This window comes from Streptomyces sp. NBC_00341 (assembly GCF_041435055.1).
Taxonomy (GTDB): domain Bacteria; phylum Actinomycetota; class Actinomycetes; order Streptomycetales; family Streptomycetaceae; genus Streptomyces.
This window is the reverse complement of sequence record NZ_CP108002.1, coordinates 4,763,998-4,777,980: the sequence shown is the minus strand read 5'-3', so window position 1 is coordinate 4,777,980 and position 13,983 is coordinate 4,763,998. Positions and strand designations below refer to the sequence as shown.

At 70.1% G+C, this 13,983-nt stretch carries 15 protein-coding genes, 1 tRNA gene and 1 riboswitch; of the genes, 8 read left to right on the top strand and 8 right to left on the bottom strand.

The window, feature by feature from the left end; genetic code table 11:
- Positions 1 to 48 precede the first annotated feature (48 nt).
- The 3 genes from OG892_RS21420 to OG892_RS21410 form a co-directional block, all read right to left on the bottom strand.
- Positions 49 to 1,248, bottom strand: coding sequence for a M23 family metallopeptidase (locus tag OG892_RS21420; RefSeq protein ID WP_371629993.1), 1,200 nt, complete (start codon positions 1,246 to 1,248; stop codon positions 49 to 51).
- An 11-nt stretch (positions 1,249 to 1,259) separates the two neighbouring features.
- A riboswitch (cyclic di-AMP (ydaO/yuaA leader) is annotated at positions 1,260 to 1,413 on the bottom strand.
- Positions 1,414 to 1,723: 310 nt separating this feature from the next.
- Entirely contained in the window at positions 1,724 to 2,887 is a 1,164-nt protein-coding gene (locus OG892_RS21415; protein ID WP_371629992.1) for a PP2C family protein-serine/threonine phosphatase, read from the bottom strand.
- A 181-nt stretch (positions 2,888 to 3,068) separates the two neighbouring features.
- Positions 3,069 to 3,142, bottom strand: a tRNA-Met gene (locus OG892_RS21410).
- Between the two features lie 293 nt (positions 3,143 to 3,435).
- Here OG892_RS21410 and OG892_RS21405 point away from each other — a divergent pair.
- The gene (locus OG892_RS21405) at positions 3,436 to 3,858 is read left to right on the top strand and encodes a hypothetical protein (RefSeq protein ID WP_371629991.1); all 423 of its coding nucleotides are present in this window, start codon (positions 3,436 to 3,438) and stop codon (positions 3,856 to 3,858) included.
- 9 nt (positions 3,859 to 3,867) lie between these two features.
- Here the strand turns inward: OG892_RS21405 and OG892_RS21400 are convergent, their stop codons facing one another.
- The gene (locus tag OG892_RS21400) at positions 3,868 to 5,115 is read right to left on the bottom strand and encodes a flotillin family protein (RefSeq protein WP_073736512.1); all 1,248 of its coding nucleotides are present in this window, start codon (positions 5,113 to 5,115) and stop codon (positions 3,868 to 3,870) included.
- Between the two features lie 32 nt (positions 5,116 to 5,147).
- Complete coding sequence (locus OG892_RS21395; protein ID WP_242436733.1) at positions 5,148 to 5,375, bottom strand: hypothetical protein; 228 nt, start codon at positions 5,373 to 5,375, stop codon at positions 5,148 to 5,150.
- 203 nt (positions 5,376 to 5,578) lie between these two features.
- On the opposite strand from OG892_RS21395, the gene OG892_RS21390 reads away from it, so the two are divergent.
- Positions 5,579 to 5,989: an SHOCT domain-containing protein gene (locus OG892_RS21390; protein ID WP_328866139.1), complete on the top strand. Its 411-nt coding sequence runs from the start codon at positions 5,579 to 5,581 to the stop codon at positions 5,987 to 5,989.
- 73 nt (positions 5,990 to 6,062) lie between these two features.
- Here the strand turns inward: OG892_RS21390 and OG892_RS21385 are convergent, their stop codons facing one another.
- Together OG892_RS21385 and OG892_RS21380 are read right to left on the bottom strand one after the other, a co-directional pair.
- Positions 6,063 to 6,401 carry a MerR family transcriptional regulator gene (locus OG892_RS21385; RefSeq protein ID WP_328696183.1) on the bottom strand — a complete coding sequence of 113 codons (339 nt, stop codon included), beginning with the start codon at positions 6,399 to 6,401 and terminating at the stop codon, positions 6,063 to 6,065.
- A gap of 838 nt (positions 6,402 to 7,239) precedes the next feature.
- Positions 7,240 to 8,508 carry a serine hydrolase domain-containing protein gene (locus OG892_RS21380; RefSeq protein WP_371629990.1) on the bottom strand — a complete coding sequence of 423 codons (1,269 nt, stop codon included), beginning with the start codon at positions 8,506 to 8,508 and terminating at the stop codon, positions 7,240 to 7,242.
- A 246-nt stretch (positions 8,509 to 8,754) separates the two neighbouring features.
- Between OG892_RS21380 and OG892_RS21375 the strand changes: the two genes are divergently transcribed.
- The 6 genes from OG892_RS21375 to OG892_RS21350 all read left to right on the top strand — a co-directional run bounded on the left by OG892_RS21375 (position 8,755) and on the right by OG892_RS21350 (position 11,670).
- A complete protein-coding gene (locus OG892_RS21375; RefSeq protein WP_328866141.1) occupies positions 8,755 to 9,291 on the top strand; it encodes a DinB family protein in 537 nt (178 codons plus the stop codon).
- 120 nt (positions 9,292 to 9,411) lie between these two features.
- Positions 9,412 to 9,654, top strand: coding sequence for a hypothetical protein (locus OG892_RS21370; protein ID WP_371629989.1), 243 nt, complete (start codon positions 9,412 to 9,414; stop codon positions 9,652 to 9,654).
- Positions 9,626 to 10,153 (top strand): DUF6879 family protein, encoded by a 528-nt coding sequence (locus OG892_RS21365; protein ID WP_371629988.1) that lies wholly within the window; start codon positions 9,626 to 9,628, stop codon positions 10,151 to 10,153. The genes OG892_RS21370 and OG892_RS21365 overlap by 29 nt, the downstream gene beginning before the upstream one ends.
- Positions 10,153 to 10,995, top strand: a complete 843-nt coding sequence (locus tag OG892_RS21360) for a helix-turn-helix domain-containing protein (protein WP_371629987.1) — start codon at positions 10,153 to 10,155, stop codon at positions 10,993 to 10,995. The genes OG892_RS21365 and OG892_RS21360 overlap by 1 nt, the downstream gene beginning before the upstream one ends.
- A 277-nt stretch (positions 10,996 to 11,272) precedes the next feature.
- Complete coding sequence (locus OG892_RS21355; RefSeq protein ID WP_328866142.1) at positions 11,273 to 11,431, top strand: hypothetical protein; 159 nt, start codon at positions 11,273 to 11,275, stop codon at positions 11,429 to 11,431.
- Positions 11,428 to 11,670 (top strand): hypothetical protein, encoded by a 243-nt coding sequence (locus OG892_RS21350; RefSeq protein ID WP_371629986.1) that lies wholly within the window; start codon positions 11,428 to 11,430, stop codon positions 11,668 to 11,670. Before OG892_RS21355 ends, OG892_RS21350 begins: the two co-directional genes overlap by 4 nt.
- Before the next feature lie 273 nt (positions 11,671 to 11,943).
- On the opposite strand, the gene OG892_RS21345 is transcribed toward OG892_RS21350, so the two are convergent.
- Positions 11,944 to 13,644: a nickel/cobalt transporter gene (locus OG892_RS21345; protein WP_371629985.1), complete on the bottom strand. Its 1,701-nt coding sequence runs from the start codon at positions 13,642 to 13,644 to the stop codon at positions 11,944 to 11,946.
- Positions 13,645 to 13,983 lie beyond the last annotated feature (339 nt).

Below are 13,983 nucleotides of genomic sequence, written 5' to 3'. Positions count from 1 at the left end.
GCCCTGGCGTCGGGGGGTGAGCGCCAGGACTGCCGGGGTTCGGTGCACTCAGACCGTCAGGCCCCGGGCGCGCAGCCACGGCATCGGGTCGATGCCGGTGCCGTCCTGGGTGTGGACCTCCAGGTGGAGGTGCGGGCCGGTCACGTTGCCGGTCGCGCCCACGCGTCCGATGGTGTCCCCGGTGGTGACCTGCTGGCCGACGCTGACACCGATCGAGGACTGGTGGCAGAACCACAGCTCCGTACCGTCGTCGAGCTCCAGGACCGTGCGGTAGCCGTACGCGCCGGACCAGCCTGCGGACTTGACGGTGGCGCTGTGGATGGCCTTGATCGGGGTGCCGGTCGGCGCCGCGAAGTCGAGGCCCGTGTGGTAGCCGGAGGACCACATCGAACCGGCCTCGCCGAAGGTCGAGGTGATCGTGTACGAGGAGGTGGGGATGGCGTAGCTGGCGGCGAGCTTGGCGAGCCGTACCGCCTCCGCCTTCTTCTTCGCCTCTTCCGCGGCCTTCTTCTTGGCGGCGGCGACCTTGGCCTCCGCGGCGTCCTGCTGCTTCTTCGCCTCTGCGGCGGCCTTCTCCTCCGCGGCCTTCTCCTCGGCCGCCCTGGCCTCGGCGTCGGCGGAGTCCTGCTGCTGCTCGGCCTGCTGGAGGATGCGGGCGCGGAGCGCCTCGCCCGCGTCCGTCGTGCCCTGCTCGGCCTCTGTGGTGGTGATGCCGGCCGTCGTCAGCGGGGCGGTGGCGGCCGCGACCTCGGTCTTCTCCGCCTCGGACTCACCCGAGAACAACGCGCCTACGCCAGGAAGGGACTTGGCCTCGGGAAGTTTGTCCGAGATGGCGTCGGGAAGAGAGATAGACACGGGCGGCTTGCTCTGGGCGGAGGCCATGCCACCCGCGCCGACGGCCGCGATGACACCGACGCCGAGAACGGTGGAGCTGCGGGCGAGCCCGTTGCGCTGCTTGGCGACGCGGTGCTTGCCGCGCACGGGGCGGATGGACTCCTCCGTGGGGTTCCATTCCTCCCACGCCCGGTCGGATTCGGGCTCGTCGGCGCGGAGGCCGCTGCCGAAGTCGCTCCCGAACCCGCCGCCCCGCTCGGTTCCGTAAACGGTTCCGTAGTCGGCCCCGTGATCGGTTCCGTAAGCGGTTCCGTGGTTGGCGCCATAAGCGGCACCGGGCCCGGTTCCGAAGTCGTTTCCGTGTTCGGGTGCGAACCGGGAGGGGGCTTCGGGGGCAGGCTTGTTGGACGCCACTGGGGCGCGCTCCTTTCCTTCCTTCTCGCCTACCGGGTTAGCTGACGGGTTCGGAGCAGGAAGGTCTCCTACGGGTTCCTCCGCCTCTCAACGAGACAGAGATGCCCGATTCACCCCATGTAGGTGGTTCCCCGGTTCCCTTGCGGAATTCGGCGCTCGCGCACGGTGCCGCCACTGGGCGGCGGCTGGGACAACCGCGCTGCGTTATCGAACGTTAATAGACACACGGGCCCGATTCCAAGCCGTTCCAACTGATCGTTCCGATCCTTGGCCTGGACTTTACGGGACACAACCGGGTGGAATCGGGCGAGTTGATCGCCCCTCAATCGTCAGCCGTTTTCTGACGTTGCGTCAAATGTTATGCGGAGGGGTTCCTTACGGTTACGCACGGTGGCATCGGCCGCACCTCTCCCCCACATCCGCCCACGCCCTCCCCCACATCCATCCGCGTTCTCCCGCGTTTGGCCCCTCGCCTTCACCCGGATCCGCCGTCCAGGCCCACGATCTTCACGGTCGTACGCCGGTCCGGCTGCCCCTCGGTCGGGCGCACGACCGCGACCAGGGCCATGTCGTCGGTCGTCACCCCACCGGTGTGCAGCCGGACGTCATCGGTCAGCGCCGACAGCAGCTCCTCCGGCCCCTGGAAGATCCGTCCGCGCAGCCGCTCGGCGGGGTCGTAGAACACCCCGTCGGCGTCGCGGGCCTCGGAGAGGCCGTCCGTATAGAGGAGCAGCGTCGACCCGGCGGGCAGCTCCCACTCGTCGGCGCGGTCCGGCCACACGCCCAGATCCATCCCGAGGGGCAGCGCGGGCAGCGTGGGCCGCAGCTGCTCCAGCGCCCCGTCCGAGTGCAGCAGCAGCGGTTCGGGATGGCCGCGGTTGACGACGCGCACCCGGCCGGAGCCCTGCGGGATCTCCGCCAGCGCGGCGGTGACGAACCCCTCCACCGCGTCGAGCCCGCCGCGCCTGCTCGATTCCCGCGCCAGCGCACGCTCGAGGCGCTGGGCCACCCCCTCCAGTGACCGCTCCTGCTCCGCGGCCTCCCGGAACGCCCCGATGATCACCGCCACCGCCTCCACCGCGTCCAGGCCCTTGCCGCGCACGTCCCCGACGACCAGCCGCACCCCGTACGGGGTGTCCGTGACCGAGAACAGGTCACCGCCGACGAACTCGTCCGCCTGCGCCGCCTCGTACCGCGCGGCCACGTACAGCCCGCCGATCCGGTCGGACGGCGTCGGCAGCACCGCGCGCATGGCGGTCGCCGCGATGACCCGGGCGGAGGCCAGTTGCTCGTTGCTGCGCCGTACGACCCCGTTGATGAAGACCGCGAGGACCGAGACGGTGAGGACGGTGAGCAGCTCGATGAACGGCACGACCCGGATCAGCGTTCCGCTGTGGAGCCGCAGCGCGGCCACGCACAGCAGCGCACCGGCCCCGACCCGGATCGTGCCGGCCCGCGAGAAGAACGGTGCGGCGATCAGCGGGGCCGCGGCGAACAGGGGAACAGCGGTGAAGGCGGGCGGAGTGAAGAAGTCGAACAGCAGCCCGCCGATGAGCATCACCCCGGGCAGTACCCGGACGAACCGGCGGTTGCGGACCTCGTAGGTGCGCGTCCCCCGCCGCTGCTCCCGCTTCCCCACCTTTGCTCTCCTGCCCGGTGCGCTCAGGGCCGCGGACGGTACCGCGCACCACTCCCAGACTTCCCGGAGCACGGTCGCGGGGCGAGTGCTCGACGGCCAATGGGATGACGCGCGCGGCGCGGCTCGTACGGAAACGAATCAGACCCGGCACGCGCTATGCGTGCCGGGTCTGATTCTTCAGTAGCGGGGACAGGATTTGAACCTGCGACCTCTGGGTTATGAGCCCAGCGAGCTACCGAGCTGCTCCACCCCGCGTCGGTAAACACAACTCTACGGCATGTTCGACGCACTCATGACCACCCCGCGCATCTCGCCGGCCACTCCGCACTCCTCACCGGCCGGACTGTCGCTCACCGACCGCGCCGGAAGCCTCAACGTGGTGAAATCGAGAAGGTGTTGCGGGGAACCCGTGTTCTGCCGCAAGGTATCTGCTGCATCCCCCGGACCGGTGGGCTGCCCGTGCGAGCAGGCCCCCGGAGCGCGCGTTTCGTCGTGCCCGCAGGCTGCTCCCGGTCTCTCATCGCAGCCTGTCTGGAGGGCCTCCGCCGATGACCGCACCGCTCACGCCCGTCCCTGCCTCCCCTTCCGCCCCTGCGGCCACTCCGGCATCACCGCTGCGCGGTGCCGTCATCAGTGGCGTGATCGGCGGAGTGATCGGGGCGGTGATGAGCGCGGGAGTGAACTACGCGATCATCGGAATGCCGGACAGCGAATCCGTCAACGCGGTCAACCACGCGGTATCCGGCCTGGTCAGCGGCTTCCTCGCAGGTTTCATAGGAATCCTCGCGCACCACCGCAAGGTCTCCTCGACCGCACGCGCGGAGGCGGCGACGACGGCGACAGCTGCCGCGCTCTCGACGTCAACGACTGCCACACCTGCCGAGCCTGTCGGGACGGCCGACGCAACCGACGCGGCCGAGGCAGCTGTACCTGCCTCTGCCGCCGGCTCCGCCTCCGTACTGGAGAAGTAGCCCGCCGCGTCACTCCGCGCCGGTGATGCGGGGCGTCCGGTCCTGGCCCCGGTCCTGCCCCTGGTCCTCGTTCCCGGTCCGGTTTCCCGTATCGCCGCGGTCCGGGCCCGCCCCCGCCTCCGTACCGCGCTGGAGCGACTGAAGGATCGCCAGCCCCTGGCCGACGACGCCCGCCGCCATCTCGTTGACGCCCTCGGTGCCGTTGAGGACGGTGAGGCTGGCGCCCGACATCCCACGGGCGGCGGCATCGGCCAGCGCCGGCAGGTTCTCCACGATGCGGTTGGCCGCGATGAGCTCCTGGTTGCCCTCCCGCAGCGACACGGCGCGGGCCGTATTGGCGTCCGCCTGGGCCTGGGCGAGGGTCCGTTCGGCGTAGGCGCTGCCGTCCGCCTGGAACTTCACCTGGTCACGGGCGGCCTCGGCCAGCGTGCGCTGCCGGTAGGCCTCGGCGTCCGCCGGGCGCCCGACCTCCGCCTCCAGGCGCTGGGCGGCCAGTCCCGCCTGGCGCTGCGCCAGCGCGGTCTGCTCGTCGATGACCTCGTGCGAGGCCCTGGCCTGCGCGAGCGGCCCGGCCTGGGCGGCACGGGCGTTGTACTGCTCCGTCTCCGCGAGGAACCCGGCCCTCTTGATCGCGGTGTCCCGCTCGTACTCGGCCTTGAGCGCGGAGGCCTGCTGCTCGCGTTCCGCTGCCTCCTGATCGGCCTTGGCGCGGGCGATCCGGGCCTGTCCGGCGACGGCGGCGGCGTGCGGGGCGGCCAGGTTGTCGATGTACCCGGTGGCATCGTCGATCTCCTGGATCTGGAGGGCGTCCACGACGATGCCGAGCTTCTCCATCTCACCGTGGCTGCCGGCGATGACCTCCTGGGAGACCCGGCTGCGTTCCCGGATGATCTGTTCCACGGTCAGTCCGCCCACGATGGAACGCAGGTGCCCGGCGAAGATCCGGCCGACGAGCTCCTCCATCTGGTTCTGCTCGGACAGGAAGCGCCGCGCGGCGTTGGCGATGGACACCGCGTCGTCACCGACCTTGAAGACGGAGACGGCCCGGACCGTGAGGCGGATGCCCTGCTGGGTGACGCAGTCCTCGGTGATCTCCGCCTCGCGGAGCGCGAGGGACAGCATCCGCGCCCTCTGCTTGACCGGAAGGACGAAGCTCCCGTGGCCGGTGACGATCCGGAACTGCGTGTCCTGCGTCTGCCGCTTCGAACCCGATATGAGCATCGCCTCGTTGGGGGCGGGAACGTGCCAGAACAACATGAGAGGACTCCTGTCAGACGTCACTTCTCGGGTCAGGACGGCAGTCGCTCCACCACCACGGTGCGCGCCGAGACCGCGTCGACGACCACGACGCGTACATCCCTGCCGATCGATGTCGACGACCAAGCGGTGTAGGCCTCGGATCCGCCCCGTACGGCGACCAGCACTTCGCCCGCCCCGTCCGGCGGGATCGGCACGGTGACCCGTCCGACCGCTCCGACCGGGCTGCGGTCGGAGTCATCCGCCGCGCGCACGCGCACACCGCCGCAGATCCTTGCCCGGACACGTCATCACAGCCACGAGGCGAACCGCCTCCCGGAGGCCCACGCCTCCCTCGACACGTCCACGGTACTCCCCTCTCCCCCGCCGGGACCGTGTGCGGAACCCACCGCGCGAAGTCCGAAATGCGATGGTATGAATTATTTCGTATTCACCCATTCGACGCGGCCCTCTGGAGTGGACGATGGACGACTACCCCTTGCTCAACCTCTTCTGGACCATGCTCTGGTTCTTCCTCTGGATCATGTGGCTGTTCCTCCTCTTCCGCGTGATCATGGACATCTTCCGCAGCCACGACCTGGGCGGATGGGCCAAGGCGGGCTGGCTGGTCCTGGCCCTGGTGCTGCCGTATGTGGGCGTCCTGATCTACGTGATCGCCCGCGGCAAGTCCATGGGCGCACGTGACGCGAAAGAGGCGAAGGAACGGGATGCCGCCTTCAAGGCATACGTGAGAGACGCCGCGGGAACGGACGCGGGCGGCGGCGCGACGAAGGGCAACCACGTGCAGGACCTGGCGAAACTCGCCGACCTCAAGGACAAGGGCGCGATCACGGACGAGGAGTACCAGCAGGCGAAGACGAAGCTCCTCGTCTGACCCGGCGCGCCGCACGTTGCGGGCGCCGGGGCCCGGCCCGCAGTGCGCTCGGCACAGGCGGGGCCGGGCCGCCTCAGCCTGCGGTCGCCTGGTGGTCGGAGGCGGTGGTGCGGCGGTACTCGGCGTTGATGCGCTGGGCCTCTTCGAGCTGGTCCTCGAGGATGACGATGCGGCAGGCGGCCTCGATGGGGGTGCCCTGGTCGACGAGCTCCCGGGCTCGGGCGGCGATGCGCAGCTGGTAGCGGGAGTAACGGCGGTGGCCGCCCTCGGAACGCAGCGGGGTGATGAGTCGGGCTTCACCGACGGCGCGGAGAAAGCCCTGCGTGGTACCGAGCATCTCGGCGGCCCGGCCCATCGTGTAGGCGGGATAGTCGTCGTCGTCGAGACGGCCGAAAGAGTCGTCTGCTGTCATTTGCACCTCTCTGCGGAACGCGTGGAGGGGCCCGGGTGCCATATGGCACCCGGGCCCCGAAGGAACTGCTACACCATCTACCGGCTTCGGTACTGCGCCGGCCTTCTGTGTCCGCTTGCCCGACCTTCAAGTCGTCGGGGCTGCGGGGATCGCGGTTGCTTGACCGGAGACCACCTCACTATCGATGTCCTGCGGTACCCGGACTCAAAACTCCGTCCGGGCGATCCTGATGGCGCCTGGCTCCTCCGCTCTTCCCTCTGGGATCAGTCACTTACCTACTGCTGACTTGCGTATGGCTCGGCGGCCTGTCACAGCACCGCCCTTCGGCAGCCAGCCCCGTTGCCCGTCCTGCGTCTGCCCTGGCTTGGAACCCCACTGCCGAACCTCCCGGTGCGCGCGTCCGCAGCCGACGCCTTCACCGAGGTGCTGCTCACTTGAATTCACTGCTGAGTACTGCTCCTGCGTGAACTGCGGTACTGCTCGCGGCGGCCCCTGATCACTGCGGGCCACCCGGTGCGGCCGTCAGCCCCGTCGCCGTCCTGCAACAACCCTGGCTTCGGAACTCCACCACCGCACCGTCCTGCGAACTGCGACTGCGGATAACGCTGCCCGGCAGTTCGTCTCTGCCGGGCCCTGCTGTCTCTCTGGCTACGAGAGAAACCATAGCCACGCCACCGCCCAATGTCTACTCCCGCCGACATAGATTTCCATGGCTCAGATGGAGAGATAGTCGGCATCGCCCACGGGTAGGGTGTGCGGCGGTCCCGCTCCGGCCGGGCTCGCCCACTCCGAGCCCGGGAAACCACAGAGGAAGCGAAACGGGCCGCCCGGTCCATTCTCAGGACCCGGTCCGGCACAGCTCCTTCTCCACCAGGGTGCTCATGGCCCGCTGCGTGTGCGGGCCGCCGTCACTGGTGACGTACACGACGGCGGTCCGGGTGCCGTCCCGGGTGACGCCGCTCCAGGTGTGGTAGCCGAGCAGTTCGCCCGGGTGCCCGAAGTAGCTGCCGCCGCAGGGCAGCGGGAGCTCGCCCAGGCCGAGCCCGTACCGCACACCCAGCTCGGGCGCGTCCACGGTGGTCGTCATCTCGTCGAGCTGCGCCGGAGCCAGCAGACGGCCGCCGAGCAGCGCGGCGTAGAACCGGTTCAGGTCGTGAGTGGTGCTGATGACCGAACCGGAGCCGATGCCCATGCTCGGATTGAGCACCGTGACATCAGTGCCGGTGCCGGTGCCGGTGCCGGTGCCGGTGCCGGTGCCGGTGCCGGTGCCGGTGCCGGTGCCGGTGTCGGTGTCGGTGTCGTACGAGGCGTAGCTCCGGGCGTGCGGTCCGGGGATGAAGGGGGACGGGCCGGGCGTACTGGTGCCCCTGAGGCCCAGCGGACGGATGATGCGGTCGTTCAGCTCGTGCGCCCAGCTGTGGCCCGTCACCTCACGGACGATCATCGCGGCGAGCACGTAGTTGGTGTTGGAGTACGACCAGTCCCTGCCGGGTGGGAACTTGCGCGAATCCCGCATGGCCAGCCCGACCAACTCCTCCGGCGTGTAGGTGCGGAACCGCTCGGCCCGGTAACCGGCCGCACTGTGCAACGCCGCTATCTCCGGCAGCACGTCGGGGATGCCGCTGGTGTGCTGCAGCAGCTGCCGCACGGTGACCTGGCTGCCGTCGTTGCCGTTGCCCCGCACCACGCCCGGCAGCCAGCGCTCGACGGTGTCCTCCAGCGACATCCGCCCCTCGCCGACGAGTTGCAGTACGACCGTGGCCGTGAAGGTCTTGGTGGCGCTGCCGATCCGGAACCTGCCGTCCTGCGGCATCGGCTTCCCGGTCCCCGACGCGGCCGTCCCGGCACGCGCGGTGCCGTGTGCGCCCGGTGACGTCACCTCGGCCATCGCGCCAACGGCCCCGGAGGCGTGGACCGCGTCCACCTCCCGCTGGAGGGGATCGGCCGGTTGGAGCGGGCCGGCGCGCTGGAGCGGGTCGGCATGCTGGAGCGGGGCGGCGCGCTGCTCACTCGCCGCCGCCGTCAGCCCGGTCGAGACGGCGAGGAGGACGGCCGCCGAGCCGGTCAGGACGAGCCTGCCTCGCCGGCACCTGCGGAACGCGAACATGATGACCCCTTTTCAGTCCGGAACGGGCGGCGGAAGACCATCCCACCAGCGCTGCGGGAACCGGCACATCCGGCGTTCCCCCCGATGTGCCTACGCGCTGTCCGCAGGGCGGGGCCGGGGGGTTGCCCCCGTTCGAGGCCGCGACGAGCGATGAGTTGCGACACGAAGCGGGGTCTTACTCGGGGACGTGCTCGCCAGACACGACCGAACTCGACCGAGCTTGATGACCCATGAGGAGCCTCCGGCGTGAGCGACATAGTGGTCCAGAAGATCGTCCGGCCCGAGCGCGCGCTGTCGGGCCCGTGGCTGGAGGTGGTCGCCTCGAATCTCGACTACCACCGGGCGACCTTCCTGTGGAAGTGCGAGGGCCTCTCGGACGAACAACTGCGGCTACGTCCGGTGCGGTCCTCCGCGTTGACCCTGCTGGGCCTCATGCGCCACCTCCAAGGGGCCGAACGTGCCTGGTTCCAGCGGGCCTTGGCCGGGACGACGCCCCACTTCCCTCCCTATCGGACCTACGTCACCGCCGACGGTGGCGAGTGGTACGACGAGTCGGACGCCACACCGGCCAGGGACGTGTACGAGGACTACCTCAGGGCGTGCGAGGAGTCGCGACAGGTCTTCACGAAGGTGACCGCCGACCTCGCGCGCATCGTTCCGAACCCGGAGTTCGGTGACACCGATGTGCGGTTCGTCCTGGAGCACATGATCGAGGAGTACGCCCGCCACGTCGGCCACGCGGATCTCCTCCGCGAGGCCATCGACGGCGTCACGGGCGAGTAGGCGACCGGGCCTGGCCGCAGACCGGGCCGGGGCTTTCGTGCGTTCCCGCCCTCAGCCTCACCCGGTCACGGCACCATGTCACGTAGAAACTCACGCAATACCGACCCGGCGGAGGCTGACGTGACCTTACATTTCATCGCAAAGGCCCCGGAAACGAACGGCGACCACTGCCCCACCGTCTGGTTCGACGACACGTCGCGGGAGTTCGTGATCCAGGCGTGGAAGCAAGAAGCTCAGCTCCTGGCCAAATGCCTGGAGGCCGGCCCCATTCCGGCGGACGAATCCGTAGTCAGGATCCCGGCTCGAATGGCTGACGCTCTCAAGGAGGCGCTCGATGTCGCAGCCCGTTCCGCCGTTCGCTGAGCTCCTCGCACAGTGCACCCGCTCTGCCGTCCACCTGGAGACGCGGGACGTCTACGCAGCCGACGAGGAGGACCAGGACCTGAAGGCCTGGCGCGCCGGTGAGCTGGCGGCCGTCAGCGACCGGGCATCTTGGTGGAATTCGTTCCATGACTCCGTGGCCGCAGCAGTCGCCCGAGGCGTCGTAATCCAGCGGGCACGAGTGGTGTCCTCTCCTCCGACTGAGTGCATCCGGTTTAAGCACGCCTGCACCGAGCGGAACCTGGCGGCGGGCGAGGAGATCCGTTGGCTGCCCCGAAACCAGGCGCTCGGCATGCTCCTGCCCGCCCATGACTTCTGGCTGTTCGACGGCCGCCTGATCCGGTGGCATCACTTCGCTGGTGCTGGCACCCACCTTCACGACGAGCTGGATGAACGGCGCGACGTCGCCGGGCAGACCGCCGCCGCGTTCCGCGCTGTCTGGGACCGGGCCGTGCCTCACCAGGAGTTCACGATCAGCTGATGCCGTCCCCGTCATCCCGTGTCCAGGAGGCGCGCGACCGCGTCGCGACGCGTCTGCGTGACCTTCGCTCCGACGCGGGGCTGACGGGGCAGCAACTGGCCGTGCTCACCGGGTGGCAGGGCTCCAAGGTGTCGCGCATACAGAGCGGCCGAAGTCAGCCGTCCGACGACGACATCACTACCTGGTGCCGCGCCTGCGGCGCCGAGGAAGAAGCTGCTGACCTGATCGCGGCCGCCCGCCAGACCCAGCAGATGTATACCGAGTGGCGCCGGGTCCAGCGCGGAGGGCTCCGAGGCGTACAGCAGGCCAGACAGCCTCTGTATGAACGGACGAAGGTCATGCGGGTGTACAGCTCCAGCGTCATTCCGGGCATGCTCCAGACAGGCGCCTACGCGGCCGCACTCCTCTCGGAGATCGCCAGGTTCAACAGGGTGCCTGACGACTCGGCCGCGGCCGCCGACGCGAGGGTGGAAAGGTCGCGGATCATCCGGCGCGGCGGTCGGCGGTTCCCGATTCTTGTTGAGGAGGCCGCTCTGCGCCGCCGGATCGGCGGTCCGGACGTCATGGCCGAGCAGCTCGGCTACCTGCTCCAGGCCGCGGCACTGCCGTCCGTGACCCTCGGCGTCATCCCCGCGAAGGCCGGCCCGCTCTGGCCGTTGGAAACCTTCACCATCTTCGACACACAGCAGGTGACGGTGGAGCTCCTGACGGCCGCTGTCACCATCACGACGCCGTCGGAGATCGCGCAGTACATCGCGGCCCACGACGCGTTGAGTGAGGGTGCGGCGCAAGGGCCAGGCGCCTTGCGGCTGATTGCGCAGGCCGGTTCCGTGCTCGCGTAGAAACTCGTAGAAGGTCCGCCCCGCCCGGCGTGGCCCACCTCTACGGTCAGCCGTATCCACCGGTCGCGAACGGGGAGGCGTCCATGACCACCGCATTACCTCTGCCGGACCCCGCCACACTGTCGGACGCGCAGCAGCGCGGAGCGAACTGCGTCTGGTGCGCCGCTCCGCTGACCAACACGGCAGCTCACGATCTCGGGCCCCGACCGCTCACTGTCTTCGGCTCGTCCGTGCACTGGTTTCCCCGCTGCTGCCCCACCTGCCGAAGGGGCCAGGTATGACCGCAATGCCGAAGCCGGACACGGAGGAAGCCGACTCGGAAGCCGCGTACCGCGTGTTCCTCGGGCACACCACGCAGTGCGCCGCCTGCCGCGCCGGAGCCCCCTGCGCCACGGCCGCCCGCCTCGGCCGCGCCTGGCGACAGGCCCGCCGATGAGCCCCCGCTCGGTCATGCGGTTCGTGGAGTGGACGATCGGCGCCCCTCGCGGGGAGTTGCCGCAGACCGTCATCGTCGTCCGCTGCCTCGAACCCGACTGCACCGCGACGTCCGAACCGAGCCCCTCCCACATCGACCCCGACCACTGGGCCCTGAAGCACGCCGGACGGACGGGCCACACCGCGTACGAAGAGGTGGCCCGCTGCCGACTCGTCGCCACCCCGAGGGAGGCCCGATGATCTGCGACCGCTGCGACCTGCCGATGACCGCCGACGAGTCATCCGCGTACGACATCCCCGGAGCAACCGGCCCCGGCGGGACAATCACCGTCCACCGCGAGCTGTGCACACCACCGCCCCGGCCCAGGACGTACACCTGCCCGCCCTGCTGATCCCGCTGATCCCCTTGCCCGCGCCCAACGCCGCCATGGTCACCCGGCTCCTGCGCTGAACGGTTGGCGTGGACGGGAATCTGCCGGGTCGGAGTTGACGGCGCGGGTGCATGGCCGTTGATTACAGCGCCATTGGCAGGCTGCGGGCGATCAGACTGAGTCCGACGACGAGGACGAGCGCCGCGGTCAGGAGAGCGGTGTAGGGCGCGACCCTGCGGATGAGTGCGAACGCCGGGCGGGAGGTGAGGGATTCGGCTCGGTTGCCGAGCTTGACGAGGAGGATCCCGACGGCGGTGAGGGTGGCCGCCATACCGATGCCGTAGGCGAGGACGAGCGCCGCGCCGAAGCCGGTACGGCCCAGCGCGATGGCACCGAGAAGCACTACGAGCGCGGAAGGGCTGGGTACCAGTCCGCCGGCGACCCCCAGACCGATGAGTCCGCGCGTGGAGAAGGGCTGTGTGCCGTCTTCGGCGGATGTGTGGGAGTGCGCGTGGTGGTGGCTGTGTCCGAACAGGCCGTGGCTGTGGGGCTTTTCGTTGTGCTGTCCGTGGTTATGGCTGTGGCTGTGGAGGGGCTCATGTGGTCCGTGTGGGTGGACCACGGGGGCGTGCGTGTGGGGCATCTCGCCGGTCTCGGATACGTGGCCACGCGCACCGGACCCGGCCATTGCGAGGGGTGTCACTTCGGCCGGGTGCGCGGCAGCGGGTGCGTTGCGGCGGGAGCGGCCGGAGCGGCGGGCGGCGTCACGGAGGAGCGTCGCGCCGACGAGGGCGACGAGTGCGCCGCTGATGACTCCGAGCCAGTTCAGGACCGTGTCACCGGCCAGGGAGGAGAAGGTGGTGAGGCAGAGGCCGATGACGATGACGCCCGCGGTGTGGGTGACGGTCACGGTCGCACCGACGGTGACGGCGTCCCGTACGCTGCCGCGGCGGCCAGCGAGGTAGGCCGCCATCACCGTCTTGCCGTGGCCGGGCAGCAGCGCGTGACCCGCGCCCAGAACGAGGGAGAGCAGCACGGCCAGCAGGCCGATCGGGAGGGTGAGATCGCGTACCCCGGCCATCGACGTGAGGCGCTGCGACAGGGCTTCGACGCGGCCGGTGAGGCCGTCACCGAGTCCCGCCTCCGGAGTGCCGGCGGGCGGGGCGCCCGCTGCCCGGCCGCCCTGACCCGCGGTGAACTGCGCCGTGGTGTCTCCACGCGGCGTGGAGAGAAGATCGCGCGGGTAGCTGCGGAGCTCATGGGTGGGCGATGTCTGCGGCACGGTGGACTGCTGGAGCCGGGTTCCGATTCCGGTCGCGGTGATCTCGTGCCAGCCGACCCTCCTCCGGTCCGCGCCCGTGTCGACCCGCAGCGTCACCGGCCCCGCTGTCAGGTCCAGCGGTGACCGCAGCTGGCACTCCAGCCGGCTGGTGCGCAGACCGCCCTGGCCGGGCTGGAAGCGGAAGGTCGCCGACCGGGTCGTCCAGGCCAGGCGCTTCGGGGCGGTGACGGCGAGCTTCGCGGAGGTCGCGGCGCACCGCGTGGTGGCCCAGGCGGTGAGTTCGGCGCTGCTCGCCCGGCCGTCGCCGTCCGTGTCGATCGCCGGGGTGGCCTGGAGGGTGGGGATCTCGGCGGTATCGGTGACCGCCAGCACGTCGACGCGGTCGGGGTGGAGGGTGAATCCGGCGTACTCGTTGATCGAGAAGTTGCCCAGGGGATGCGCCTCGGCCGCAGGCACGGCCATGGCGAACAGCCACGCCACGGCGGCGGCCACCAAGGCCGCCCGCCGCGCGAGGGCACGGCGAGTCGTCGCCGCAGGGCCGCTTCCGAGCAGGGAGTTCATCCGTTTCGCCTCCGGCGGGGGACGCAGGAGGGACGCCGGGGCGGTCGGCGCAGCCTGCAGACTGGTGGGTGGACCGCCTGACGGGCGGGACCCCAGTGGTACCCGTTCCTCATCCGTGACCGACTGCCCCGGCCGGCTCGTCACCCACGCGGCTCAGCGAACCCCTCCGGGCCGACGCAGGGGGCGTCGCTGTGGGGGCGCTCGTTCGGCCCCTACGTCGTGCGGAGACCCATCACCCATGGTGCCCTTTACGTAGCTCCTAGTCACACCGTGTGACGCTTGCCGCGTGGGTCTCACCTCCGGGCCGGGCCCGGCGTACTCCCGGGTGGCACTTCGAGC